Genomic DNA, 25,561 nt, shown 5'->3' on the forward strand with positions numbered 1-25,561 from the left:
TTCGAGTGGAGCGGGGGCTCGTACGGGCGCCGGATCGGGCGTCGAAACACAATCTGTGAAGGACTGTCTGGTCGATGGGTGGAGTCTGCGGGGTGTCAGTGGGTACCGGTGCCGTGCGCATCGCGTACATCGCCGACGGCCGCCGCGTCGAGGACTCCATCGATGCCGAGGGTGCCCACGACCTGCTGCCCGGCAAGCTCGTCGACCTCGGGCCGTTCGAAGACATCGTGCTGGCCGGATGGGACACCGCAGCGGTGACGGCGTTGCTGGAGACCCTCGGCGACGGCACCGTTCCGAAAGCCCGCATGGTCGAGGAGTCCCGCGCCCTGCTCGCCTACGCCCGCACCGTTCCGGAACTGGCCGACAAGGACTACGTGCTGGTCGTCGACCTGGGCAAGAAGGGGCTCTCGGCCACCGCACTCGATGTCGCGGGCGAGTACGTCGAGTGGACCGCACGCACCGTCGACATCAGCGGCGACCGCTTCGACGAAGTGGTTCGAGGCATCGTGATGGCCAAGGGCATCCTGCCTGCTCCGGTCGGACCCGAGGGCGATCAGGAGTATCAGGCCTTCTTCCGTGAGCTCAAAGAGCTGGTCAGCTCGTCGGTTGGCGTCCGGGCACCCAACCGCGGTCCGATGTTGCTCAGCCGAAAAGAATTCGAGCGAGAGATCACCCCGCTCGTCTCCGATGCATTGGACTGGGCCTCCAAGCAGGCCCCCGACGCAGTACTGCTGATCGGCGGCGGTGCAGGCATTCCCGCGGTGCGCACCATCATCGAAGACAAGTGGAACGTTCCCGTCCACGTGCCCGACGCGCCTGCGATGGCTGTCGCCAAGGGGGCGGCACTCGACGAAAGACCCGTCGAAGCCCCCCTCGACGCCGATGTGGGAATCATCACTGTCCCGGACGATGCGTCGGAACTGCTCGATGCGCCCGAGGTGCTCACCGCACCCGACACGCTCGATGCACCCGACACACTCGATGCACCGGAGACGACCGGCCTCGACACCGTCGAGGAGTGGATGGTCGACGGCCTGACCGTCGACCAGCTCGCGACCGAGGATCTGACGATCCCGTCGACCACCTTCGATACGGACCCGGCAGCCGTCGACCTCGACGAACCTGCACTCCTGCAGCCCGAGGTTCTCGAACCCGCGGTTCTCGAACCCTCGGTACCCGAGCCCGGTGTCGTCGCCGAGCCGGTTCGCCGCGGCTCACGCACCTGGTCGGTACGCGATGCGTCCGTGCTCGTCGCCGTGAGTCTGTTGATAGTTGCGGTGGTGGGACTGGTGTTCACCAGGGGAAACACGCCGCCGCCCACTCCTCTGATCGAGCAGCAGGTTCCCGTGGATTCCACGTTCGCCGCGCAGCTCTCCGCCGCCGCCGGTCCGGCCGACGGGGCCGCTCCCGGTCCCGCCGAGTTGCCCGTCCTGGGGCCGGCCCGACTGTCCGACACGGACCTGTACGAGCGGGTGTTCACCTACGACGGCGAGTTGTACCTACCGGCTGTCGATGCGGAGCTGCCGGAATAAACCGCGGGTTCGGTTCGTGCCGGCCCTAGGGGGAGCGAGACGGGTTTCGTCACGTCCGGGTGCGCCCGCCTCCGGGGCGCGCGCCCCGCCGATTCGGCCGAAGCGGTAGCCTGGCGCTCTGGACGAGCTGTTTCGCGTCCGAAGACAACTGCCGATCGAAGTGAGGCCGAAGACCGTGACTGTGCTGCTTGGGGTGTCCATGGGGACCCGGGCCGTGCGCACGGCGCAGCCCCGAGCCGAGCAGTTCGGGGCACCCGTCGCCGACCCTTCCGGCCTGGTCACCGACATCGACCGGCCTCTGTTCTTCCGCAACGAACTCATCGACAGCGTCGGCGGAGACCTTCCGCATCTGGCCGCCGAATCGATCGGTGCTGCAGCCGAAACCGAGCCCGAACTCTCCACCGGCGTCGCGTACCGCGACCCCCGCCAGGCCGACGCGCTGCATGCTGCCCTCGCCGGGGCGCACCTGCACAACTACCACCTGGTCCACGAGGTGGAAGCTGTCGTCGAATACCTGGCAGCAACGGGCGAAGCGCGCAACTGCAGCTCCGTCGCCCTGTTCGACCTCGGAAGTTCCGGACTGACCGTCAGCGTCGTGGACCTGGTGCAGCGCACCGTCATCGCCTCGCAGCGATCCGGTGAGTACAGCGGGGATCTGTTCGACGCCTACGTGCGCAACAATCAGCTCCAACGCCTCGGCAAGCAGTCGACCGACTCCGACATGGCGCTGTTCGAGAAGCGCTGCCGAATTGCCAAGGAACGCCTGTCCACTCAGGACGCCGTGTGTCTGCCGGATGCGAGCGGCATGATCCTGCTCTCGCGTGAGAACTTCGAGCTGCTGATCACCGACCTGCTCGACGAGGCCGTCGAGTTCGCGCGCGAGGTGATGATCGGGGCCAACGTTCCTATCGACGCCGTCGTCCTGATCGGCGGCGGTGCCCGCATGCCGATCGTGCAGAAACGAGTCGGACCGCTGCTCGAACTGCCGTCGATCGTGCCGACCGAGCCCGAGACCGTCGCGGCACGTGGAGCGGCACTGGCCGCTCGGCCGCATTCGCGCACACGCACCGTGACGCGACGCGTACCGGACGCCGTTCGGCCGGTGGAGTCCACAGCGTCGATCGCAGCCGAACCCGCATCGCGGGTGCGCTCGGAGCCGGTGTCGGCTCCGGTGCCGCCTCCGCTACCCGCGCCGGTCCGACCGGTTCCGGCTCGCACCGACTCTCAGCACGCCGCGCCTGGCGTACCCGTCGAGGCTCCTTCGACAGCGCGTCCTGTTCCCGCCCGTCCCTGGATCGCGGCGGCACAGGTCGAGGCACCGCTCACCGAGGGCTCGCATTCTCGGGACACGGTTTCCGAGATGCCGGTCGAGCCCGCCGGTACGGCGGCAGGGTTCGCATCCTCCAGATTCACCGACTCCGCCGAATCCGTTGCAGTCGATTCGGTTCCGGACACGTCACCGGTAGTGGAAGATGTTCACGACGACCACGTGCAGGGGGCGCGGGTCGACGGGGAGGTCGTTGCGGTGAGCGCGAACACGGGGGATCCGTCTGCCGAGGGCTCCGCCGCCCGGACCGAGGCAGAAGACGACGGCAAGCCGGTTCCGTTCCAGCTGAAGAACGTCTACTGGCTCGACGCCGATTACGACGACGACGACGGCGAGGACGATCGCACCCGGGCTCGGCGCAAGCTCCGCACCGGAGGCGTTCTCGCGCTCGGTCTCGCGCTGGTGGTGGGCGTCTCGGCGTTCATGCTCACCCAGCAGAACACACCGCAGGTGGTCGACACCTCGGTCAGTCGCAGTCAGACCCAAGCTCCTGCTGTCACCACCACGGCACCGCCCACGTCGGTGACACCCGCTCCTGTCCTGCCGCCGCCCGCGCCGGCACCGACCACTTCCGTCGAACCGACCACGGTGCCGCCGGAGACCGAGGTCTACCAGGAGCCGTGGACGCCGGAGCCGACCACGACGACGGCCGAGCCTGCTCCGCCGCCCGTCGAGAGCGTTCCTCCGACGACGCAGCAGCCGCCTCCTCTGATCCCGGGTTTCCCGGACTTCACGTTGCCGGTGTTCCCACCGGTCGCTCCTGCTGCACCCTGATCGAACTCACTTGTCCGCGTGTGTGTTTCGCGGTCGGATGTGCTCGAAGATCAGGATGGTCTCGGTGGCGGCCACAGCGGGGTCGGCGCTGAGATTCTCGACGACGAAATCACGAAGCGTGGCGGTGTCGACGGTCGCCACATGCACCAGGAAGTCGTCCGCACCGGCAATGAAGTAGATGTTCAGCGTCTCCTTCCGTGAGGCGATCTTCGATCCGAATTCGCTGATGCGTCGGCGAGCATCTGCTTGCAGCCGAACCGAGATCATGGCCTGGATGCCCTGGCCGAGTGCCTCGGGATCGATCTCGGCGTGGAAGCCGCGGATGACGCCGCGCTCGACGAGCCCGCGAACCCGCGCCAGTGCGGTCGACGGTGCAATACCGGCCGCAGCGGCGAGTGCGTTGTTGGGTGTGCGAGCGTCGCGACGGAGCTCGTCGAGCAGGATGTGGTCGATCCGGTCCAGTGGAATCGACCGAACATCGTTCGGCTGAGTGCCCGCTCCACCCGTCTCGAATGAACTATTGCTCGCCATTTGGCGATCGTACAGAATTTTGTTCACATCCGTTGCAGGTATTTCGTAGATAATTCATAGTTGGCCTACACGGATGGAGCCACGGCTTCACGTCACCCACCACCGAGGAGGCCGCCATGAAGATCGGAATTCCACGCGAGATCAAGAACCACGAATACCGGGTGGCCATCACCCCGGCGGGCGTGCACGAACTGGTCTCGCGAGGACACGAAGTGATCATCGAAACCGAAGCGGGAGCCGGTTCGTCGTTCACCGATACCGACTACAAGGCCGCCGGTGCGCAGATCCTCACCGATGCCGCCGAGGTCTGGGAATCGGCCGAGCTGCTGCTGAAGGTCAAAGAACCTATCGCCGAAGAGTATTCACGCCTGCGCAAGGGGCAGGTGCTGTTCACCTACCTACATCTCGCGGCGTCCAAGGCGTGCACCGATGCGCTCCTGGAGTCGGGTACCACCGCCATCGCCTACGAAACCGTCACTGCGCCGGACGGTTCGCTGCCGCTGCTCGCGCCGATGAGTGAAGTCGCCGGACGCCTCGCCCCGCAGGCCGGTGCCTACCACCTGATGTCCAGTGAAGGCGGCCGCGGAGTTCTGATGGGCGGAGTTCCCGGAGTGCGACCCGGCAACGTCGTGGTGATCGGAGCCGGTGTCTCCGGAAAGAACGCCACCGCAATCGCTTTCGGCATGCACGCCGACGTCACCGTGCTCGATCTCGACGTGAAGGCGCTGCGCGCCATCGACGATCAGTACCGCGGTGCCGTCAAGACTCTGGTGTCGAATGCGTACGAACTCGAACAGGCCGTTCTCGCAGCAGATCTCGTCATCGGCGCAGTGCTGGTGCCCGGAGCCAAGGCACCGAAACTCGTGTCCAACAGCCTGGTTCAGCGCATGAAGCCGGGTTCGGTTCTGGTCGACATCGCCATCGATCAGGGCGGCTGCTTCGAGGATTCGCACGCCACCACCCACGCCGATCCCACCTACAAGGTGCACGAGTCGGTGTTCTACTGCGTCGCCAACATGCCCGGTGCCGTACCGCGCACCTCCACCTACGCACTCACCAATGCCACCCTGCCGTACGTCGTCGCACTCGCCGACAAGGGTTGGGAAGCTGCCTGCGAGGCGGACTCGGGTCTCAAAGCCGGGCTGAGCACGCACAACGGTGCGTTGCTCTCGGAGACCGTCGCCGCTGCCTTCGCCTGACGAGCGGCAGCGGCTCTACGCACTGTGGCGGCCGGAGCCCCGGGTCTTGCGGGTGGGTACCGCGGCCCGGCGCTCGGCGCGGTTCGAGGTTCCTGTCACGGTGATGGGGCGCGCCAGTAGCACCGCGATCGCCGTGGTCAGCGGAACCGACAACGCCAGCGCCACGCCGCCCACCGCGGAGCGGACGATCTCGATGGCCACCGAATCGCCGGTGAGCACGTCCTGGATGGACCGGTCGGCGACGCTGAAGAGCAACAGCAGTGGGAGCGCACCACCGGCGTAGGCGAGCACGAGGGTGTAGACGGTGCTGGCGATGTGATCGCGCCCCACCCGCATAGTGGCGGTGAAGATCTCGCGTCTCGATGCCGTCGGGTCGACCGAGGCGAGCTCGAAGGCCGCCGACGCCTGGGTGATCGTCACGTCGTTGAGTACGCCGAGCGAGCCGATGATGAAGCCGGCCAACAACAGACCGGTGACGCTGACGTTGCCGATGTACGTCTGGACGGCGGTGTTCTGTTCCTCGGACAACCCGGTCAGGTGGGTCATGCGGATGGCGACGTAGGACAGCACTGCCGCCACTGCCATCGAGGTCAGAGTGCCCAGCAGTGCCGAGCTGGTGCGCAGATTCACCCCGTGCGCCAGATACAGCACGGCGTAGAGGATCACCGCGCCGGCGACGAGGGCGACCGGAATGGCGGGTGCACCGTCGAGCAGTGCGGGCAGCATGAACACCACCAGCACGGCGAACGCGATGAGCAGACCGACCAGGGCGCGGAACCCCCGCCAGCGGGCGACGATGCAGATGACCACGGCGAACACGCCGACGATCAACGCCAGCGGCAGGCCGCGGGAGTAGTCGTTGAAGGAGTAGCGGACTCCACCGGATGGATCGGTCTGGAGGACCAGCCGGATGTCGTCGCCTGCGCTCAGAGTCGGTTGTCCGGGGCCCGGCGCGATCTCGAGTACCGTTCGTTTGCCTGCGTCCTCGCCGGTGGTGATGTCGACGATGCTGCGTTGACATTCGTACGAGTCGTTGACGGCGGGTGTCGGGTTGCCGGTGAACGCTCGACCGGCGTCGGGGCTGCCGCAGGTCCCTATGCTCTGCGAGGTGATGGTGCCTGCCTCGGTGGACACCGCACCTCCGCCGGAGGTCTGGAACGGCAGCGGGATATCGACGTTCTGCTGGCTGGGCCACAGAGCGATGGCACCGCCGATCACTGCAATGGCTATGGCGACCAACAGTCCGACGACGACCTTGGCTGCCACCGGTCCCAACGGCACCGGTGCGTCGCTGTGGCCGTGCCCATGACCGTGACCCACATGAGATCCGAGGCTCGGCCTACTGCCGTCGGGAGTATTGCCGGTTGATTCCACGGTGCCAGGCTAGTACGGGGCCGGGCCGTTGCCCGATGCGAGGAGCTCGGTGGCGGGGAGCAGGGGGGGCGTCCCCCGCCACCACCTGACCGACCCGGGGGGGAGGGGTACGACCAGGGCTCGCGGGCACCGAAGTGCCGTCCGCCAATGTACAGATCATTCGCCGTTCAGGCGTGAGCACCCCGATGTTTTGTGCATCACTTTCAACTACTTTGCGGTAACTTCGCGTCTCATTGCTTGTACGACGCGAGGAAGTTACCGAACCTCTCGATCGCCACGGCCAGGTCTCGGGCCCACGGCAGCGTGACGATGCGCAGGTGATCGTGGCCGGGCCAGTTGAAGCCGGTTCCCTGAACCACCAGGATTTTCTCCTGCAACAGCAGATCCTGGACGAGCTTCTCGTCGTCGTAGATCTCGTGGACTTCGGGATCGAGTCGTGGGAACGCGTAGAGCGCACCCCGCGGCTTGACGCACGAGACGCCGTGAATCGCGTTGAGCTTCTCCCACGCGACGTCGCGCTGCTCGAGCAGACGACCGCCGGGCAGGATCAGATCCTCGATGCTCTGATATCCGCCGAGTGCGACCTGAATGGCATGTTGCGCAGGCACATTGGGGCACAGCCGCGTCGACGCGAGAAGGTCGATACCCTCGATGAAGCCTGCGGCGTGCGCCTTCGGTCCGGTGATCGCGAGCCATCCGGCGCGGTAACCGGCCACTCGATACGCCTTGGACAGTCCGTTGTACGTCAGGCAGAGCAGGTCGGGAGCCAGGCTCGCCAGCGAGGTGTGCTCTGCGTCGTCGTAGAGAATCCGGTCGTAGATCTCGTCCGCGAGCAACAGCAGCTGGTGCTTGCGCGCCAGATCGACGATGCCCTGCAGCACCTCTTTCGAGTACACCGCGCCCGTCGGGTTGTTGGGGTTGATCACCAGCAGTGCGACGGTCTTCGGGGTGATCTTGGACTCGATGTCGGCCAGATCGGGATTCCACCCGTTCTCCTCGTCGCACAGGTAGTGCACGGCCTTGCCACCGGACAGCGTCGTCATCGCCGTCCACAACGGGTAGTCAGGGGCCGGGATCAACACCTCGTCACCGTCGTCGAGCAACGCCTGCATCGTCATCGTGATGAGCTCGGACACTCCGTTGCCGAGGTAGATGTCGTCGACGTCGAGCTCGGGGAAGCCGGGTTCGAGCTCGTAGCGCGTCACGATGGCCCGCCGAGCCGACAGGATGCCCTTGGACTCCGAGTACCCCTGGGCCACCGGCAGCGCCGCGATCATGTCCCGAACGATCACGTCGGGAGCCTCGAATCCGAACGGTGCCGGATTGCCGATGTTGAGCTTGAGGATGCGGTGGCCCTCTGCCTCGAGGCGCGCGGCATGGGCGTGTACCGGTCCGCGGATCTCGTACAGCACGTTCTGCAGCTTGGTGGACTGCTGCAACGTGCGGTAACGCGGCTGGGAGTGGATCTGCGGAGTGGTCACCCGTCACATCGTGCCAGGTGGGCGGTATCGGTTTCCACGAGGTTGTTTCGCGAGGTGGTTTCGCGCGGGGTTTGTTCGAGCGCGTTGTCGGTGGCGAGTGGAACAATCTCGTTCCATGTGCGGACGGTATGCCAGTACCCGGAGTGACAGTGACCTGCAGGCGGTGTTCGACATCGCCGAGACCGTCGGTGCGGAGGTGCCGCCGTCCTACAACGTGGCCCCCACCCAGACGGTGCGGACGGTGCTCGAACGAGCACCGAAGGACGAACCCGAGGCCGACGCCGTTCGGCAACTGCGGTCGGTGCGTTGGGGCCTGATCCCGTCGTGGGCGAAGGACGCGAAGATCGGTTCCCGGCTGATCAACGCCAGGTCCGAGACCATCACCGAGAAGCCGTCGTTCAAGAAGGCGGCAAGTCGGCGACGATGCATCGTCCCCGCCGACGGGTACTACGAGTGGGAGAAGCGCGACGGCGCGAAGGTGCCCTACTTCCTGCACGAAGAGGGCGTGCTCGCGATGGCCGGCCTGTACGAACTGTGGCGAGACCCAACCAAGGCCGAGGACGACGAGGCGCGTTGGGTCTGGTCGGTCACCGTGCTCACCTCGCCTGCAGCCGATGCGCTCGGGCACATTCACGATCGCTCGCCCGTCGTACTCCCCCCGGATCTGCGCGCGAGCTGGCTCGACCCCGGGGTGACGGACCTCGGAGACGTTCGAGACCTGCTGGCCGCGATCCCCGAACCACGGCTCGAGCCCTACGAGGTCAGCACCGCGGTGAACAGTGTGAAGAACAACAGCCCGGAGCTGTTGACGCCGGTGTAGCGGTGGCTCAGGCGAGTCTCGTTCGGCAGATCTCGGCAATCGCGGCCCGCTCGTCCGGCGTCAGCTCCTCGGCGATCGGCGAATCGAGGATGCGACCCAGTCGCTCGAAGTAGGTACGCGCGTCGACGCCGAATGCCACGTAGATGTCCTCGTCGCTGCCACCGCCGTACCCACGCCAGGTTCGGCCGAATGTCAGAATCTCGTGGTCCACCGATTGGGTAGTGGTCCGGCGCATGGTGTCCCCCTAGTGCTTCTTGTCTCCCATCATCCGGGTCACGGTTGAAGGGCCGGTGAACAACGCGTTACGTGCACGTCAGTTCACTAGGGTGGACGGCGTGACTGCTCTCGCGTTCGGATCCTGGCCCTCGCCCATCACCGCAGCCGATCTGTCCTCGGCGGGCCACCCCGTCGAGGGTGGTTGCTTCGTCGGCAGCGAGATCTGGTGGTCGGAACTGCGGCCGGCCGAACAGGGCCGAACGGCCGTCTGCCGCCACGTCGACGGAGAAGTGCAGCCCGTTCTGCCCGCACCGTTCAACGCCCGCACCCGCGTCCACGAATACGGCGGGGGAGCCTGGACTGCGACGGCAGACGGCGACCTGGTGTTCGCCGAGTTCTCCGATCAACGCGTCTACCGACTCACCCCCGGCGGCGCACCCGTCCCGCTGACTCCGAAACCGGCTGTGGCGTCGGGCATCCGGTACGCCGATCTCTCGGTGGTCGGCACCGACGTGATCGCAGTCCGCGAGATGCACGACGCAGGCGCGGTGTCACGAGACATCGTGGCCATCGATCTCGGCGGCGGCGGGGTGCGCTCGCTGGTGGCGGGCTCGGATTTCCTGGCGTTCCCGAGACTGTCACCCGACGGCACCCACATCGCTTGGATCGCGTGGAACCACCCCCAGATGCCCTGGGACGGAACGGAACTGCGTGTGGCTTCGCTGGCCGATCCTTCGTCCTGGACGGTGCTGCTGGGTTCGACCGAGGAATCGGTGATGCAGCCGGAATGGATCGACGACGGATCGCTGTATGCGATCGGTGACCGAAGTGGTTGGTGGAACCTGTATTCGGTCACCCTCGACGGTTCGGTCACCCCGCTGCTGACGCTCGACGCCGACTTCGGGGCTCCGCTGTGGCGGCTGGGATCGAGTTGGTACTCGCTGCTCGACGACGGAAAGCTGCTCACCGTGCGCACCGTCGGCACCGACACCCTCGCGGTACTCGATCCTGCGTCCGGCGCGCTGGAGGACATCGCGCTCGACGGTGTGACCTCGGTGGGGCTCGGTGGGCGCTCCGGGTCGACCGTGCTCCTCAAGGGTGGCGGAGCCCAGGTGGCAGGTGGATTGTTCGCCCTCGATCTGGAATCCGGCGAACTGACCTCGGTACGTTCGGGTTTCGAGTCCGTACCGGACAGCGCATATCTGCCCGAGGGACGTCAGGTGACGTTCCAGGGGCCGAACCGCGAGGTGCACGCCATCACCTACGCGCCGCGCAACCCCGATTACGAGGGGTTGGACGGCGAACTCCCGCCGTACGTGGCCTTCGTCCACGGCGGCCCGACGGCGCACGTGGCACCCGCTCTGAACCCGTTGTTCGCCTACTTCACCAGCCGCGGCATCGGCGTCGTCGATGTGAACTACGGCGGGTCGAGCGGATACGGCCGCGAATACCGCAACCGACTGCGTGGGCAGTGGGGAGTGGTCGACGTCGAAGACACCATCGCCGCGGTGCAGGGGCTGGCCGACAGCGGACTCGCCGACCCGCGCCGGTTGGCCATCGAGGGCGGCTCCGCAGGTGGCTGGACGGTGTTGGCTGCGCTGACATCCTCCGACGTGTTCGCTTGCGGCGCATCGTACTTCGGTGTCGCAGAACTGGAGTTGTTCGTCGCCGAGACCCACGACTTCGAGTCCCGCTACATCGACGGGCTGATCGGACCGTTGCCCGAGGCAATCGACCTGTACCGCACCCGCGCGCCGGTCAACAACGTCGACGGACTGTCGTGCCCGGTGCTGTTGCTGCAGGGGCTCGACGATCCGATCGTGCCGCCGTCCCAGGCCGAGCGGTTTCGAGACGCCATGGTGGAGAAGGGAATACCGCACGCCTACCTGGCATATGCGGGCGAGTCGCACGGATTCCGCAAACTGGAAACACAGGTGAACGCACGGGAATCCGAACTGTCCTTCTACGGCCAGGTCATGGGCTTCACGCCGCCGGGAATCCCCGAGCTGCAGCTGTGGCGTCCCCCTAGCTGAGAGGTGGGTGCGCGCGCTTCGCTTCCAGAAACTCGAGCAGCGCGCTGGGGATGGCGCAGTACTTGCTGTTGCCCTCGGACAGCTTGCTGCCTGCCTCGAACGCTGCCTTCGACGGGCCGTCATTCTCGAGGATGAGTGAACAGAGGCGCTCATCGGTGCGGCCGGACTCGCAACACGTCTCGACGTGCGCTCGGTCGTCCGGGGTCAGCGCCGACCACCACTCGTCGTAGCGTCGCCAGAGCTTGTCCGCGTCGTCGGTCATGCCTGCTCCTACTTCTCGGGTACGCCGTGCGTTTCCGACCATACTCACGGTGCCCGATTCGTCCACGTCGCGGGGGTGGTCCGGGGGAGCCTCACACCGCTTCTGCAGGGTGCGCGTCTGTATTCGGGCGCGACGAGGGGCGCGCGGTCGATAGAAAGGTCGCTCGGTTGCGTGGTCCCGTTCTGTGGGCGGCATCGCGGATCATCCGATCGACGAGCTCGGGGCGATCGAGATCCGACCAGGCGATTCGCACCACCTGACGGCCGGTTGCGCGAATGCGATCCTCGCGACGCTTCTCTTCCCACAACACATCGGCCGCCGACTTTCCCTCGGGCACGTAGCGTCCGTACTTCACCTTGCCGTCGAATTCGAGAACAGTCCCGATGTCGGGGAGGTCGAAATCGACCCGTCCGACGACTCCGCGGGAATCTGTGATCGTCACCTGCAGCTGCGGGGTGTAGCCCAGATGGTGCAGCAATACTCGGGCGCGTGATTCGCCGACGCTCTCGGACCGACCGTCCATGAATTCTGCGACTCGACGCGCCATCCGATTGCCCGGATGATTCGGACATGAATCCAGTTCTGCGACAACATCTTCGGCGGTGAGTCCGCGTGTTCTCGCAGCGAGGTCGGCGATACAGACAGCCGTCTCGAACGGGAGTGTGCGAGCGCAATCGGCGACAGTGCGCGCCAAACCTGTGACGCGCACTCCGTCGAAGTCCACGACTTCTTCGGCGGTGTACGGCGAGGTGTGTACTGCTCGAACAGCGCTGCCACGACCGCCGCCACGGGCGCGGTTGCGCGTGATGTGAACTCGGCCGAGGTCCGCATTGCATACGTCGAGACCATGGAATATTGCGGCGCTCACATGGCTGACAACGGCATCCGGGGCGGTGGTCGCGTCGAAGACGGCCTCGGCGACGACTCGATGCTTGTCTTCTCTCGACAGGGCATCGAACTCCTCTCTGCTGACGAACCGTCCTGGACGGAGTCGTCGCCACGCTCGCGTTCGGCAGTAGCGCTGCAACTCCGCGTCGGAAATTCCGCGGGAGAGTGCGTCGGATCGCGAGACGATGCGGGTCATGGAGAAATGCTCTCGGGCGCAGCCGATCTCGACAACCCCCACGCGGCCGATTTCGGATAACTCGGTGCCTGTGGATAACTCGTGGGAGTGGACCTCACACCCCTACTGACGACTGCGCGCCCCTGCTCTGAAGTGAGCGGGGGCGCGCAGTCGGTAAAAAGGGTGTGAGGTTACTTCCGGCGACCCGGAACCTTGGCACCCGGAGCGAATCCGAGTCCACCGGCCTTCGGCTTGGGCGGCGTGCGATCGTCCGATTCACCCGCAGTGTCCGACGCTTCTGCCTTCGGCGCCTCTGTCTCCGGTGCCTCGGCTGCCGGTGCGTCGGCGACCGATGTCTCGGCTTCCGGAGTCGGCTCGGCCTTCTCGGGCTCTGCTTTCTCCGGCTCGGCTGGTGTCGCTGCCGGTGCGGCCGCTGCACCCGGCGTACGCGCACCCGGCTTCTTGAATCCGGACTTCACGGCCAGGCCCTTGGGCTGGACGGTCGGCTTGGATTCTGCTGCAGCCTCGGTGGCGGGTGCCTCCGACGCCGGTGCCTCAGCAGTGGGTGCCTCGGCCTTGGGTGCCTCGGCCTGGGGAGCCTCTGCCGCAGGTGCTTCGGAGACCGGCTCCTCGGCAGCAGGCTTACCCGGTGCCTTGGCGCCCGGCTTCTTGAATCCGGACTTCACGGCCAAGCCCTTGGGCTGGACGGTCGGCTTGGATTCGGTTGCAGCAGAACCAGATTCCGCAGGTGCGTCAGGTGTTTCCGGGGCAGGTGCCGACGCCGTAGTGGCCTCGGCAGCAGGCTTACCCGGTGCCTTGGCTCCCGGCTTCTTGAATCCGGACTTCACAGCCAGACCCTTGGGCTTGACCGAGGGAGTCGACTCCGAGGCCTCTGCGGTGGCAGGTGCTTCGGTCGACGCGGCAGTGTCGGCAGGTGCAGGTGCAGCCGCCTTCGCGCCGGGTGCCTTGCCCTTCATCTGCAGACCCTTGCCGCCGGGTGCCTTGCCCCCGGCCATGCCGAGACCCTTGGGCTTGGCGGCGGGTTCTGCGTCGGCACTGTCGGCCGGTGCAGCGGAACCGGGTGCCTTCGCTCCCGGAGCCTTTGCCAGACCCTTCATCTTCAGACCGCCGCCGGCCTTGGGAGCCGGAGCTGCCGGAGCGGACTTCGCCTCGGCCGGCTCCTCGACGGGTGCGATGCGCTCGGCTTCTTCGACCTCGGCAGCGTTCTCGGTCGCCAGTTTCTCCTCGGGAGTGCGCTCGCGAGGAATGACCTTGATGTTCTCGCCCAGCACCGAGGACTCGACGCGGGTGATCGACTCGAGCATCAGCTGCGCGACGTCGACGACCTCGACGCCCTCGTGTGCGCCGCCTTCCTGACGTGCGGTCACACCGTCGGTGAGCATCACGCGGCAGAACGGGCAACCCGTGGCGATCTTCTTCGGGTTGGTCGCCAGTGCCTCGTCGACCCGGTCGATGTTGATGCGCTTGCCGATGTTCTCTTCCATCCACATGCGTGCGCCACCGGCACCACAGCACATGGACCGCTCACCGTGGCGCGGCATCTCCTTGAGGTTGGAGCCCGACGCGGCCATGAGTTCACGCGGGGCGTCGTACACCTTGTTGTGACGGCCGAGGTAGCACGGGTCGTGGTACGTGATGTCCTGGCTGACCGAGGCCACCGGGATCAGCTTCTTCTGTCGCACGAGGCGGTTGAGCAGCTGCGTGTGGTGGACCACCTCGTAGTCACCGCCGACCTGCGGGTACTCGTTGCCGAGCGCGTTGAAGCAGTGGGCGCAGGTGACGACGATCTTGCGCTTGCTCTGCTCGACGCCGTCGAACACGTTGTTCAGCGTCTCGATGTTCTGCATCGCGAGCTGCTGGAACAGGAACTCGTTGCCCGCGCGGCGAGCGGAGTCGCCGGTGCAGGTTTCGTCCGCACCCAGCACCATGAACTTCACGCCTGCAGTGGCGAGCAGCTCGGCGACGGCCTTGGTGGTCTTCTTCGCGCGGTCCTCGTAGGCACCGGCACAGCCGACCCAGAAGAGGTACTCGTAGTCCTGGAACGAATCGGCGTCCTGGCCGAAGACCGGGATGTCGAAGTCCATCTCGTTGATCCAGTTGAGGCGGTCCTTCGAGTTCTGGCCCCAGGGGTTGCCCTTGTTCTCGAGGTTCTTGAACAGACCTGCGAGCTCGGACGGGAACTCCGATTCGATCAGCACCTGGTAGCGGCGCATGTCGATGATGTGGTCGACGTGCTCGATGTCCACCGGGCACTGCTCGACGCAGGCACCACAGGTGGTGCAGCTCCACAGCACCTCGGGATCGATGATGCCGCCCTCGATGGCGTCGGCGACGAGCTTGCGGTCGGCTTCGTCGCGGGCGGCCTGCGGGATGGCGTCGAGCTTGGCCTGATCGACGTTGCCCTCGGAGTCGACGAGTCCGACCTCGTCACCTGCCATGTCCTTCTTGCCGCCGGCCAGCAGATACGGGGCCTTGGCGTGGCTGTGGTCGCGCAGCGACATGATCAGCAGCTTGGGGGAGAGGGGCTTGCCGGTGTTCCACGCGGGGCACTGCGACTGGCAGCGGCCACACTCGGTGCAGGTGGTGAAGTCGAGCCAGCCCTTCCAGCTGAAGTCCTCGATCTTTCCTGCGCCGAACGCGTCGACGTCGGGGTCGGCCTCTTCCATCTCGAGGACCTTGCCGCCGGACATCATCGGCTTGGCCGGGCCGAGAGCAACGGTGCCGTCGTCCATGCGCTTGAAGTAGATGTTGGGGAACGCGGTGAACCGGTGCCACGCGATACCCCAGTTGATGCGCGATCCGACGATGTAGAGCCAGATCATGCCGGACATCAGCTTGACGAACGCGAACACCGCGACCATGTTCGAGTTGGCGGGCAGCAGTTCGGCCAAGCGCATCGTGAAGAAGTCGGTGTACGGGTTCGCATGTCCGTAGGTGGCGATCTTGCCTGCCTTGACGAACACCATGCCGAGGCCCTCGATGAGCACGACGGCTTCGACGAAGTAGGCGGCCTTGAACCCGGAGCCGGCGAAGCGCGACTGGCGCTCGGGCTTCCGTGGGTGGTTGAGCTGGCGAATGATGATCAGCGTGGTGATGCCGATGACCGTGCCGAGTCCGAGCAGCTCGTCGATGAGGTGGTAGGCCGCGGTGTTGCCGACGATGGGCCAGTGGAACTCGGGGTTGAACGTCTGCCCGTAGGCCTCGAACCAGACGATGGCACCGAGCATGAAGCCGATCATGACCAGCCAGTGCGCCCAGCCGACGGTGCGGAACTTGACCATCTTGGTGTGGGCCAGGAACTCGACGACCATCTGCTTGAAGCGAGGCACTATCGGTCGCCAGCGGTCGGGTGCCGGCTGGCCCAGTCGCACGATGTTGAACATCCGCAGGCCCCCGCGAATGAAGACATACCAACACACGAGGCTGAGCAGAGCACCGACTGTGCCCAACGTGATCGTCAGGGCGTTCATGTCGCGGCCTTTCGTTCAGGTGGCAGCTGGGGGCTACCGCGGGTTCAGCCCGTCGAGCCGGCGGACGGGCTATGTTACTCGCCAGTAGCAGTTTCACCGTACTGATGGGTAACTTAGCATCGCCGGTTGAAGCGATGCTGGTGGGTGCGGAAATGAGGCCGTCCGACGGGTGGGCTGAACTCGTCAGTAGGTTGTCTCGCAGATCACCGTATGCGTAGGCCGTCGAGGTGCTGTCGGGAAGGCAGTCCTTACCTGCTCTGTGAACGCGGCGGGATGTCACCTGAAGGCCGGCCGAGGCCGGTGGGATCACGGGCCCGGTCTTCCTCGATCGGTCGAATGATCGACATATCCGATCCCAGCATGACGTGACTCGGGCCGCTGTGCTGCGAATATCCAAAATGTTTGTGACAGTGGGTAACTGACAGGTGGCGGACCGGTCTCAAAAGGACAACGACCGGTCCGATTCGTACGCTACAATTCGGGCGCACCAAAAGTCGCAAAAGCGTCATCGGGGTGACTTTGCGTTTGACGGTTGCCTAGCGGTACTGCCAAGCATTCAATGCACAGAAACGGAACTGAACTCCACATGAAACTCAGCAAACTGGTCGTCACGTCGGCCCTCGTTGCAGTCGCGATGGGCCTGGCCAGCGGAACCGCGTATGCCCAGCCCGTCGATGAGACGGCCCCCGGTGACACCAACTACACCGTCGATCTCGAAGATCGCACCATCGTCACCACCATCGACGCGGGTGTCTTCAAGGTCGCCGACGACGGCAAGACGGTCGACGTCCTCGACGCCGCCGACAACACCCTCGTGACGCTCCCGCTGACGTTCAACCTCGGCGGACTCAACTTCCCGTACGAGCAGAACATCGACGACAACGGCAAGACTCTGCGTCTGGTTCCGAACCTCGACCTCAGCCAGGCTTCGCTGCGTTCCAGCGACTTGCCTGCGGTAAGCACCGTCGCGTCGCCCGAGGAGAACCTCAAGGCGCAGCAGAACTTCTCGTCTCAGCTCGCTATCGCGTCTGCTGTCGGCAGCGTGACCGGAACCATCGTCGGCGCTGGCGTCGGTTGCATCATCGGTGGCACGCCGCCCGCGCTGACAGTGGTCGGAATTCCGGTCGCGGTACTCACTTGCATCGGTGGTGCCCTCGTCGGTGCACCGATCGGAGCACTTGCCGGAACCATCACGGCAGGCGGACCGACTCTCGTGGTCGCAGGCATCGACTTGATCAACACGTTGAACGCGGCACCGGGCACCTCGGTCTGGGCCAAGTAGCCTTCAGCTCATACGTCAAGCAGGGCCCGCACTCTCACCGAGAGTGCGGGCCCTGCTTCTTTCGAATCCGTCAGGCTCCGTGAATGGTGGCAAGCGTGATGCCCTCGGTCACGATTGTGTAGACGTCGCTGAGTATCGAGAAGCCGAGAGAGAGTATTGCGATCATGTGGAGGTCCGCCTCGGTATTGGAACGGAACGCAGGACGCGACAATGCGCCTCGCAGCGATGGACGCGTCGGATCATACGGAGCGTGGGTGTGTTTGTCCGAGTGGACGCCTACGACGTACGGATGGTCAGGCCGGGGTTCTCGGCGAGTATGTCGTTGATGGGGGTGGCGAACAATTCCGGTCGCTGACCCTGCAGCATGCTGACGACGGTCGCGACCTCGCAGGAGGGCTGATCGCCCACGTTCGATGCACTGGAGATGCCCACGGCGAGGGTGCCGCTGACGATGGGGCCACCACTGTCGCCGCGCAACGCGCAGATGGACGTGGAGAAGCTGCGATCGAAGACGTTCTCTCCCAATGCGACATGCTGACCCGTGGCAAGAATTGTGCCGCAATTGAATCCGGTTCTGGATCCGGATTTGCAGACCGGTGCTCCCACGATCGGATCCACTGTTCCGGTGACGTGCAGGGGAGCAGCCCAGGGGACTCGCACCGCGTTGCTCTCGAATTCGCCGACGTTGGCGTCGTCGATGTCGATCAAGGCGTAATCGTTGTGCGACCGGCTGGTTCGGTAGAACGTCCCGAATTTCGAGCCCACAAGACTGCCGTACATCGGATACGCGCCCGTCAGTGCCGCGGAACCGGTATCGGCGATATTCGGATTGCAGTGTCCCGCAGTGATATTGACGGACCCGTGCGTCGGGTCGACGGCATTGAACCCGAGTGAGCATCGCTGACCGAGGCCGGCAGGCGTGCCCGCGAGGTAGCTGTCGCCGCCGAGATACGAACTCGGGCGAATCGGGCCTGCCGTCGGTGACGGATCGAACGGGAGCAGGTCCACCAGAGGTTGGACGACATCGAGAATTGCCGGCGGGATCTCGATGGGTGATGCATCGACCTCGAAACCGCTGGCCGACGCGGCATCGGCCACGTCGGCGTGAGTCGGTCCGTCTGCCACCGCGACGACGGGACGCCCGTTCTCGTCGAGCCACGCGCGCGTGACCCCGCCGGAACCGATGGTGGCGGTGAACTCGGCCAACCGTCGCGCCGCGTCCGCTCGGTCGAGAAACTGCTGCGGATCGAGCCCGAGGTCGCGGGCCACGGCGTCGGCCAAGGCCGCGGGCAATACAGCTTCGGCCGCCGGATCTGCCACTGCAGTGGGCGCGGACACGGCCAGCGTCACCAGAAGCGGAACTGCAACGATCGACAGCCGAAACGCACGGCGACGCATAGAAACCTCTCCCCCGGGCATCCGAAGATGTGATGCCGTTCACCCTGTTGTACGACTATAGGGGGTGAACGCCTCCCGAAGTAGCCACTACTCGGTGCGCAGTGTGGCTCCGGTCGCGCGCGTGACCTGATCGATGGGAATGCCCAGGCTTGCGGTGCCGCCGTACTGCGCCAGCGCCAGGTTGGCCTCGTTGCAATCGGGTGCGCCGCCGCTGTTGGATCCGCTGGTGATTCCGAGCGCGAGTGTTCCGGTCACGATGGCACCGCCGCTGTCGCCGGCGAGAGTGCATGCGGTGCTGGCGAATCCGCGCACGGTGCGGGACGTGCCGTCCTCCATGTAGAGCTGTGTCTCGACGCGATCGGCCGCAACCACTCCACAGGTGAACGACGACGACTGCCCGGACTTGCAGACCGGCGCTCCGATCACAGGAGCCGCGGTTCCGGTGACGGTGACGGTGCTGCCGTTCGCTCCACGGACGGTGGGGCGGTCGAGTCCGGACGCGACGCCGGTGTCGTTCAAGGCGATGACCGACCAGTCGAGGCCGTCCGCCGCACCCAGGCTGGACCGATCGAACGACCCGATCTGCGTGCTGCGCGAGATGTCGGCCGGATCGGGAAGGTAGACCGGTGCGCCGCCGGATCCGGTGGCCTTGTCGGGGTTGCAATGGCCCGCGCTGAGATTGACCGCGGCACCGGAGGGGTCGACGGCGTTGAAGCCGAACGAGCAGATGCTGATGTCGGTGGCCGGAGCGTCGGCGATGGGTCCCGAGGTGGTGACGTAGGTGTCGCCGCCCATCGGAGTCGGGTCGACCGGCTTGTTTCCGCCGGGGGACAGGATGACCTTGATGTTCGCCAGCAGCGTCGGCAGATTCAGCGCGCTACCGATCGGACTGTTCACCAGATCGATGACGATCTGATTGTCGATGAAGTCGATGGCCGTACCGTTGATCTGCTCGGAGATCTCGCGGGGGAGGCCTGCGATCCAACTGTTGAGGTCGGCCAGCGACTTCTCGAGTCCGTCTGCCGACACGGGCGACTGCGCGGTGGCGTATCCGTCCTTGGCGACGGCCTGTGCCGCAGCAGGCGAGGTGACGGCGACGACGGCATTGCCGTCGGGTCCGATCCAGGCACCGGCGAAATCTGCGGGACGGCTGGCCCGGAAGTCCGATGCGTAAGCAGACAGTTCCTGCGCGCGGGCAGCACGATCGAGGTACTCCTGCGGGGAGATCTTCAGATCTCGCTGCACGGCTTCGACGAGCTCGCGGGGAAGCTGATCGGCGGGTGACTGGACGACGGGTTCGGCTGCTGCTGTTCCGGAGAACGAAGCAAGAAGAACAAAAGCCGTCGAACACAGCACTGCAGCACGCAGCGCCCCGGTGTTACGCATGAAATCCCTTCATCGGGTGCTTGTCGTCAGCGACCCACCCTAGGGCATCGGGCGCAGAATCAGTGTTTGCCCAGTTCAGGGCGCATCGAGCTCGTCGGATGGGGTGGTGGCCGCCGTCGTGGTGCTGGTGGTGGTCGTAGCCGGAGTCGTGGTCTCGACCGGTGTGGTCGTCACCGGAGTCGTGGTGACCACGGGCGTCGTGGTGGGTACCACGGGCGCAGGGGCTGGCGCGGGAGCAGGCAGGGGGGCAGGTTCGGGTGCGATGTACGGCTCGTCCGGCGTCTGTTCGACGACCTCGGGTACGAAGACGGGCTCGACGGGGGTGGCGGTGGTGGTCGCGGGTGCGCGCGTCGAGGTGACGATCGGCGAGCCGGCATCGGTGACGGTCGGAGGTGTCGCGGCCGGAGCGTCACCGAACACTCCGCTCACTGCCGCGATCGCGAGGACGATGACCACGCCTGCCGCTGCACCGGCAACGATCGTGGCGATCGTCCGCGAACGCTCGCTGCGTTCCTTCTTCGCCCCGACCTGGGCGGCGGCGGCCGGAGCGACGGGTGCGTACGCGGTGGTCGACGCGTTCTCGTCGACCGGAACGATCGGTTCGGAGCGAAATTCCGAATGGTCGAACACCGGAGCGACCGCGGGAATTGCCTCGGAGAACGCGAGGGACGGCTCGGGTGCGACGACCGGGATGGCGTCGGTGTCGAGGGACTCCGTGCCGTCGTTGCGGGTGACGACCGGCGCGGCACCGGTCACCAGGGAGTTGCCGTCGACATCCTCGACCTCGGCGAGCAGCAGTGCGCCGCGGGTCGCGGCGAGTGGCTCGACGATCGTTCGGCCCGACGAGCGTTCGCCGATGCCGGTCGCCACCGACGGGAGTGCGGCGCTGCCGCCGGTGAGTATCACGGTGCCGGACCCCGGCACGTCGAGTCGGCCGAGCAACGGCGCGACGAGGTTCGCGAACTCGGCTCGTGTGACCGCAATGCTCTGCGAGTCCCCGGGAAGTTCGACCGAGATCGTGGCGACGTCGGCCGTGCTCAGGGTCTGTTTGGCCGCCTCGCACGAGGCGACGATGCCTGAGAGGGCCGCCAGGACTGCCGCGTCGGACAGGTCGATGTGCTCGCGATCGGTGACCACGTGATCGAAGAGTGCGTCGGTGAAGGCGTCTCCGCCGACGTCGGTGCTGCGTACCGTCCCGCCTCCGGGATAGGTGGAGATGTCGGTGCCGGTGGCTCCGATGTCGACCACCGTGACCGCAGCTCCCGGGCTCGGCTGCGCGAACGCGCTTGCGGCTTTGGCGTCGGGAACCAGGGCAACCTCGGTGAGGCCGGTGTGATCGAGGGCGTCACGCAGCAGGGCGACGGCGGCGCGGGTCCACCGCGTCGGGTACGTCATGGTCGTGACGGGCATGCCGCCGGACACCCCGGCCTTCGCAGACACCATGGTGACGAGGCAGTTGGCGGCGTTGGCCATCAAGTCCTCGGCGCGGTAGGCGTCGGCGTCGGGCTCGAGATCCTCCTGCTGACCGACGAGATCGACGAACCGGGTGAACGGGGCCGTGTCGACGGGTTCACCGAGGTGGGCTCGGCCTTCCTCGTCGAATCGCAGGGTCGTCGGCAGGACGACGATTGTCGGTTCGTCCTCGACCGATGCGCGGTAGGCCGCGACGGACCTGGTGTTGCCCACGGTGATTCCGAGATGCCCGACACCGCTCATGGAGTTGTCCCTGCCGATCGGTTGTTCAGCACGGTCTGCTCGGATGCGGTCTGCCCGTCGTCCGGGTCGGTTTCGGGAGTCTCGGTGGACTCGTCGGTGGGCTCGACCGGCGGTTCCGACTCGACCGGGGCGACGATCGGAGACTTCTCGCGGTCGTCGTCCTCGGGTGCCTCGTTCGCCGGGCGCGTCTCGATGTCGGTCTCGGTCGGTTCGCTCCGCGGGCGGTCGGAGGTTTCGGGTGGGGTCGACTCTTCCGCGGTGGTCGTGGTCGCAGGCAGCGGAGCGACGGGAGCGATCTCGGCGGCCGGCTCGACGACGACGGTCGGGAATTCGATCGGGCCACCCGACCCGGAGCCGATCGACGACGTGGGTACCACCACCTGGGCGTTGTCGATGGTGGGGACTGCGGTATCGGTGGACCCACCGAGTTGGAGCGCGACGAGCGCGGCACCGACGGTCAACGCCGCCGCGAACGCTGCCGCAGCGAAGAGTGGGCGACGGTCGGATCTCGTCGGTCCGACCACCGCGAACCGCTCGGTGACGGCGTCGACGGGGAACTGTGCAGCCAGAATCGCAGCACCGCGCGCGGCGGCGACGGCGGTGTCCTTCTTCTGCAAGGTCTGCAGGGCCGAGGCGTTCCACGCGGCGAGCGCCTCTGCTTCGGCGACCAGCGACACGTGAGCGAGCCCGTGCGCGTTCATCGCCGAACGCAGCGCGAACACCTGCTCGGCCGTCCACCCGGCGGGATAGGTCGCCGCCGCGGCGAGATCACCTGGCCGCAGACCGATGGACGACGCCACCTCGGTGAGCAGGCACAGCAGGGCCATCGACGTCAGTTGCTCGGCAGGGAAGACGGTGCCCTTGCTGCCGGTGACACCCACACCGTCGGCGAGCGAGTCGAGAAAATGTGTGTAGGCCTCGGAATCGTCGTCGGTCACATCACCGAGCGAGACGGTGCCGTCGGGATGAGTGTTGAGCACGGTCGAATGCAGCGACGCCAGGTGCAAGGACGGTCCAGGCGCAATCGGATGGGACACGGCGGCGACGGCGCGCTCGTCGTCCAGGTACAGGCCGACATCCGGCGCGCCGACTCTCGCACTGCCGGGCTGCTCGGTCATGGGGCTGCTACCTGTTCTCGATCGGGGACTGATGGTCGATCGTTATGTCGCTCCCGGTCCTCGCACAGTTACAGGGTCGACGCTTGCGCTGGTCGAGGCCCCGTACCCCATGGCCCGGAGCATCGAGATCAGCTCCGACCGCGACTCCGCCCCGAGCCTGCGCCGGATACGGGCCACATGATGCTCGACGGTTTTCGGGGAGATGTAGAGCCGACTGCCGACCTCGCGATAGGTGACTCCGAGTACGAGCAGTTCGGCGACCTCGGCCTCGCGTTCGCTCAACGAGCCCGTCGGCTGCGGCGTCGATCTCGGACTGTCGCGCTGAGTCGAGCTGGGTTGGCGCAACGACCTGGCGATGTGCAGCAGCGAGGTCGCCGTCGCAGTGTCGGTGACGGTCAGGGCGGCCTCGCTCGCCAGTCGGGCTCCGTCCCAGGGCAGTCCGAAGGCGGTGAGGGTGCGTGCCGAATTCTCGACATCGGTGGCGTCGGGTCTGCCCTGCAACACCCCGAGCCAGGCGCGGCCGGCAGCGGCGAGTGCGGCGCTGTACGGGTGGGTAGGTGCGGCGGCGGCCAGAGCTCTGGCGTGCGGCACCAACGCGTCGGGAGTCTGGGCCACGATGGCCGCCTGAACCTGGTACCAATGCAGCGCCGACGCCCAGACCGGTGGATCGCCGAGCCCCGCGAGCAGATCGGTGGCCTCCGCCACCAGATGCTCGACGCGGTCCACCTGGCCGAGTCGAGTTGCGGCCAAGAGTAATTCGCCCAGGGGTAGCAGCGCGAACAGGTCGGTGGAGTACTCGGCGACGACGTCCTGCGCCTGCGTCCATGCCGTGATCAGCGACCCTGCATCACCGGACCTACGAGCCAGGCCCACCCGAATCGCGTGCAGGAACAATTGATTGCGCACGTGCGCCACCGGAACTCGCAGTGCCTCGATCGCGGCACCCGCATCGGCGGTATCCCCCCGCAGCATCGACGCCCACGCCCCGACGAGGCTCAGCCTGGTGTGGGCCTCGGAACCCGGACGGTGGTCGGGAAGTGCTCGCGCCACGATGGAATCGACACGGGGCAGGTCGCCGCAGTGCACCGCGTGCAAGGCCGAGATGGCAGCGGGAGTGTCCGGGGTGCACGAGCGATCGGAAGCATTGCCCGTCAACGTCATTGCCCGCATCAGCGCATTCGCAGCGGCACTCGACGCTGCTGCGCTCCGCGAATCGATGGACCCGATCACTCCGGTGACGAGCAGACTGCCCGACGCCGTACTCGACGTCGGCGCGAGTGCGGACACGGCCGCGATCGAACGGTCGGCGGCGCTGCGATCACCGGCCGCCGCCGCCGAGAGGGCAGCCCACACGGCGTCGGGTCCGAGCCGATCCTCGCCGAGCCAGGCGAACAATTGTGCACTGCGCGAGGTCATTCCGCGTTGCGCGGCAATCGACGCCGACACGCGCACCGCTGTCCGCAGATCCGTCGCATCGCACCCGGTAGCGCTGTCGAGAACCACATCGGCGTATCTCGCCGCCTCGTCTAGGTTTCCGGTGGCAGCCGCGACCTCGGACCGTCTCGCAGCCAACTTCGCCGAGTCGAATCCCGCGTCGACCGCCGCGTCGTACAGGGCACCTGCGGCATCGAAGGGAGCCGAATCTGCCTGCTGGACAAGGAAATCGGCGAGTCCGGCGTGAACGACGCCCCGCTCCGCCAACGCGCGTGCCGCGGTGGCGTCGAGCAGGCGGGATCGGGTGGCGACATCGGCGATGGACGAGAGCAGGACGCGGCAGCGCCCGTCTCCGATCATCTCGATCAGTGGAGCCTCGGCGGCCGGAATCAACGTGCCCGTGGTGTCGAGCATCCCGGAGCTGCAGGCCAGATCGACGATCGACTCGACATCGGTCGCGCGCGGCACGATCTGCGCGGCCGATGCAGGGTCGGGTGTGACGCCGAATCGAGCGGCGAGCAGCAGTGCCCGCGTGTCGTCGGTGGTCTCGATCAGCATCCGACGATGCTGTTCGGCAACGGATTCGGCGACCACACGCAGCGGAGTCGGATCGGAACGGTCGCCGCCGAGCGCGCCGAGGGCCGCGTCGACAGCGGCGAGAACTCCGCCGGTCGTCTTGGCGACGGCACCGGCGAGCGACGCCGAGATCGGCCGAACGGTCGCTGCTGCCCGCGCCGCGATGGCGACCTTGTCCAGCGGAACCAGCGTCAACCGGTTGGAACCGGCGGAGGCGATGAGCTTCTCGATGCGTGAATCGAAACTGCGCGGCGCGGTGGCGACGATCAGGGTGATGTCCGATCGTGTTGCAGCCGCTGCGATCTCGTCGAGACGCTGCTCCGACAGCAGGTGCGCGTCATCGACGAGAACGGTCGAGCCGGACGGCGCGTCGGCGATGGTGCCCGTGTACACGTCCACCGACGCGGCCACGGAGTCGAGAACCACGGATCGACCGGAGCCGTTCACTCCGACGACGATATGAAATCCGGTGGCGAGGAGGGCATCACGGACGAAGCGATCGGCGCGCTCGACGCCGAGGAGTCCGGAACGGGTACTGGTCACGGTCG

At 66.4% G+C, this 25,561-nt stretch carries 18 protein-coding genes; 6 read left to right on the forward strand and 12 right to left on the reverse strand.

What is annotated here, in order from left to right:
- Window positions 1-92 precede the first annotated feature (92 nt).
- Window positions 93-1,532 (forward strand): hypothetical protein, encoded by a 1,440-nt coding sequence (locus tag ABZ677_RS05055; protein ID WP_358367070.1) that lies wholly within the window; start codon window positions 93-95, stop codon window positions 1,530-1,532.
- Window positions 1,533-1,707: 175 nt separating this feature from the next.
- Complete coding sequence (locus tag ABZ677_RS05060; RefSeq protein ID WP_358367073.1) at window positions 1,708-3,633, forward strand: Hsp70 family protein; 1,926 nt, start codon at window positions 1,708-1,710, stop codon at window positions 3,631-3,633.
- Between the two features lie 6 nt (window positions 3,634-3,639).
- On the opposite strand, the gene ABZ677_RS05065 is transcribed toward ABZ677_RS05060, so the two are convergent.
- Window positions 3,640-4,164 (reverse strand): Lrp/AsnC family transcriptional regulator, encoded by a 525-nt coding sequence (locus ABZ677_RS05065; RefSeq protein ID WP_170945762.1) that lies wholly within the window; start codon window positions 4,162-4,164, stop codon window positions 3,640-3,642.
- A 116-nt stretch (window positions 4,165-4,280) separates the two neighbouring features.
- Between ABZ677_RS05065 and ald the strand changes: the two genes are divergently transcribed.
- The gene (ald, locus tag ABZ677_RS05070) at window positions 4,281-5,363 is read left to right on the forward strand and encodes an alanine dehydrogenase (protein WP_358367076.1); all 1,083 of its coding nucleotides are present in this window, start codon (window positions 4,281-4,283) and stop codon (window positions 5,361-5,363) included.
- A gap of 15 nt (window positions 5,364-5,378) precedes the next feature.
- On the opposite strand, the gene ABZ677_RS05075 is transcribed toward ald, so the two are convergent.
- Window positions 5,379-6,737: a YibE/F family protein gene (locus ABZ677_RS05075; RefSeq protein WP_094632826.1), complete on the reverse strand. Its 1,359-nt coding sequence runs from the start codon at window positions 6,735-6,737 to the stop codon at window positions 5,379-5,381.
- Between the two features lie 230 nt (window positions 6,738-6,967).
- The gene (locus tag ABZ677_RS05080; RefSeq protein ID WP_094632827.1) at window positions 6,968-8,218 is read right to left on the reverse strand and encodes a pyridoxal phosphate-dependent aminotransferase; all 1,251 of its coding nucleotides are present in this window, start codon (window positions 8,216-8,218) and stop codon (window positions 6,968-6,970) included.
- A 115-nt stretch (window positions 8,219-8,333) separates the two neighbouring features.
- Between ABZ677_RS05080 and ABZ677_RS05085 the strand changes: the two genes are divergently transcribed.
- Window positions 8,334-9,038, forward strand: a complete 705-nt coding sequence (locus ABZ677_RS05085; RefSeq protein WP_358367080.1) for an SOS response-associated peptidase — start codon at window positions 8,334-8,336, stop codon at window positions 9,036-9,038.
- Between the two features lie 7 nt (window positions 9,039-9,045).
- Here the strand turns inward: ABZ677_RS05085 and ABZ677_RS05090 are convergent, their stop codons facing one another.
- The gene (locus ABZ677_RS05090) at window positions 9,046-9,273 is read right to left on the reverse strand and encodes a DUF3263 domain-containing protein (protein WP_094739994.1); all 228 of its coding nucleotides are present in this window, start codon (window positions 9,271-9,273) and stop codon (window positions 9,046-9,048) included.
- A 100-nt stretch (window positions 9,274-9,373) separates the two neighbouring features.
- On the opposite strand from ABZ677_RS05090, the gene ABZ677_RS05095 reads away from it, so the two are divergent.
- On the forward strand, window positions 9,374-11,287 hold the full coding sequence (locus ABZ677_RS05095; protein WP_358367084.1) for a prolyl oligopeptidase family serine peptidase: 1,914 nt from the start codon (window positions 9,374-9,376) through the stop codon (window positions 11,285-11,287).
- Here the strand turns inward: ABZ677_RS05095 and ABZ677_RS05100 are convergent.
- The 3 genes from ABZ677_RS05100 to ABZ677_RS05110 form a co-directional block, all read right to left on the reverse strand.
- Window positions 11,280-11,549, reverse strand: coding sequence for a hypothetical protein (locus ABZ677_RS05100; RefSeq protein ID WP_037194043.1), 270 nt, complete (start codon window positions 11,547-11,549; stop codon window positions 11,280-11,282). The two genes, ABZ677_RS05095 and ABZ677_RS05100, sit on opposite strands and share 8 nt — an antisense overlap.
- 91 nt (window positions 11,550-11,640) lie before the next feature.
- Window positions 11,641-12,633, reverse strand: coding sequence for a hypothetical protein (locus ABZ677_RS05105; protein ID WP_358367087.1), 993 nt, complete (start codon window positions 12,631-12,633; stop codon window positions 11,641-11,643).
- 170 nt (window positions 12,634-12,803) lie between these two features.
- Window positions 12,804-16,103 (reverse strand): heterodisulfide reductase-related iron-sulfur binding cluster, encoded by a 3,300-nt coding sequence (locus ABZ677_RS05110; RefSeq protein ID WP_358367090.1) that lies wholly within the window; start codon window positions 16,101-16,103, stop codon window positions 12,804-12,806.
- Window positions 16,104-16,689: 586 nt separating this feature from the next.
- On the opposite strand from ABZ677_RS05110, the gene ABZ677_RS05115 reads away from it, so the two are divergent.
- Window positions 16,690-17,385: an ammonium transporter gene (locus ABZ677_RS05115; RefSeq protein WP_358367093.1), complete on the forward strand. Its 696-nt coding sequence runs from the start codon at window positions 16,690-16,692 to the stop codon at window positions 17,383-17,385.
- A gap of 276 nt (window positions 17,386-17,661) precedes the next feature.
- On the opposite strand, the gene ABZ677_RS05120 is transcribed toward ABZ677_RS05115, so the two are convergent.
- The 5 genes from ABZ677_RS05120 to ABZ677_RS05140 form a co-directional block, all read right to left on the reverse strand.
- Window positions 17,662-18,783 carry a S1 family peptidase gene (locus tag ABZ677_RS05120; protein ID WP_358367096.1) on the reverse strand — a complete coding sequence of 374 codons (1,122 nt, stop codon included), beginning with the start codon at window positions 18,781-18,783 and terminating at the stop codon, window positions 17,662-17,664.
- An 87-nt stretch (window positions 18,784-18,870) separates the two neighbouring features.
- On the reverse strand, window positions 18,871-20,169 hold the full coding sequence (locus ABZ677_RS05125; protein ID WP_037194051.1) for a S1 family peptidase: 1,299 nt from the start codon (window positions 20,167-20,169) through the stop codon (window positions 18,871-18,873).
- Between the two features lie 75 nt (window positions 20,170-20,244).
- Window positions 20,245-21,885 carry an Hsp70 family protein gene (locus ABZ677_RS05130; protein WP_358367099.1) on the reverse strand — a complete coding sequence of 547 codons (1,641 nt, stop codon included), beginning with the start codon at window positions 21,883-21,885 and terminating at the stop codon, window positions 20,245-20,247.
- Window positions 21,882-23,003, reverse strand: a complete 1,122-nt coding sequence (locus ABZ677_RS05135; RefSeq protein WP_358367102.1) for a hypothetical protein — start codon at window positions 23,001-23,003, stop codon at window positions 21,882-21,884. The genes ABZ677_RS05130 and ABZ677_RS05135 overlap by 4 nt, the downstream gene beginning before the upstream one ends.
- Before the next feature lie 42 nt (window positions 23,004-23,045).
- Complete coding sequence (locus ABZ677_RS05140) at window positions 23,046-25,556, reverse strand: helix-turn-helix transcriptional regulator (RefSeq protein WP_358367105.1); 2,511 nt, start codon at window positions 25,554-25,556, stop codon at window positions 23,046-23,048.
- Window positions 25,557-25,561: the final 5 nt, after the last annotated feature.

The sequence above is a fragment of the Rhodococcus sp. NPDC006774 genome, from assembly GCF_040636045.1.
Taxonomy (GTDB): domain Bacteria; phylum Actinomycetota; class Actinomycetes; order Mycobacteriales; family Mycobacteriaceae; genus Rhodococcoides.

What these genes read in the sequence shown, in the direction of transcription:
- ABZ677_RS05065 (WP_170945762.1), bottom strand. Translation starts at nt 4,164, where the DNA reads ATGGCGAGCAATAGTTCATTCGAGACGGGTGGAGCGGGCACTCAGCCG.
- ald (WP_358367076.1), top strand. Translation starts at nt 4,281, where the DNA reads ATGAAGATCGGAATTCCACGCGAGATCAAGAACCACGAATACCGGGTG.
- ABZ677_RS05085 (WP_358367080.1), top strand. Translation starts at nt 8,334, where the DNA reads ATGTGCGGACGGTATGCCAGTACCCGGAGTGACAGTGACCTGCAGGCG.
- ABZ677_RS05090 (WP_094739994.1), bottom strand. Translation starts at nt 9,273, where the DNA reads ATGCGCCGGACCACTACCCAATCGGTGGACCACGAGATTCTGACATTC.
- ABZ677_RS05100 (WP_037194043.1), bottom strand. Translation starts at nt 11,549, where the DNA reads ATGACCGACGACGCGGACAAGCTCTGGCGACGCTACGACGAGTGGTGG.
- ABZ677_RS05105 (WP_358367087.1), bottom strand. Translation starts at nt 12,633, where the DNA reads ATGACCCGCATCGTCTCGCGATCCGACGCACTCTCCCGCGGAATTTCC.
- ABZ677_RS05110 (WP_358367090.1), bottom strand. Translation starts at nt 16,103, where the DNA reads ATGAACGCCCTGACGATCACGTTGGGCACAGTCGGTGCTCTGCTCAGC.
- ABZ677_RS05115 (WP_358367093.1), top strand. Translation starts at nt 16,690, where the DNA reads ATGAAACTCAGCAAACTGGTCGTCACGTCGGCCCTCGTTGCAGTCGCG.
- ABZ677_RS05120 (WP_358367096.1), bottom strand. Translation starts at nt 18,783, where the DNA reads ATGCGTCGCCGTGCGTTTCGGCTGTCGATCGTTGCAGTTCCGCTTCTG.
- ABZ677_RS05125 (WP_037194051.1), bottom strand. Translation starts at nt 20,169, where the DNA reads ATGCGTAACACCGGGGCGCTGCGTGCTGCAGTGCTGTGTTCGACGGCT.
- ABZ677_RS05130 (WP_358367099.1), bottom strand. Translation starts at nt 21,885, where the DNA reads ATGAGCGGTGTCGGGCATCTCGGAATCACCGTGGGCAACACCAGGTCC.
- ABZ677_RS05135 (WP_358367102.1), bottom strand. Translation starts at nt 23,003, where the DNA reads ATGACCGAGCAGCCCGGCAGTGCGAGAGTCGGCGCGCCGGATGTCGGC.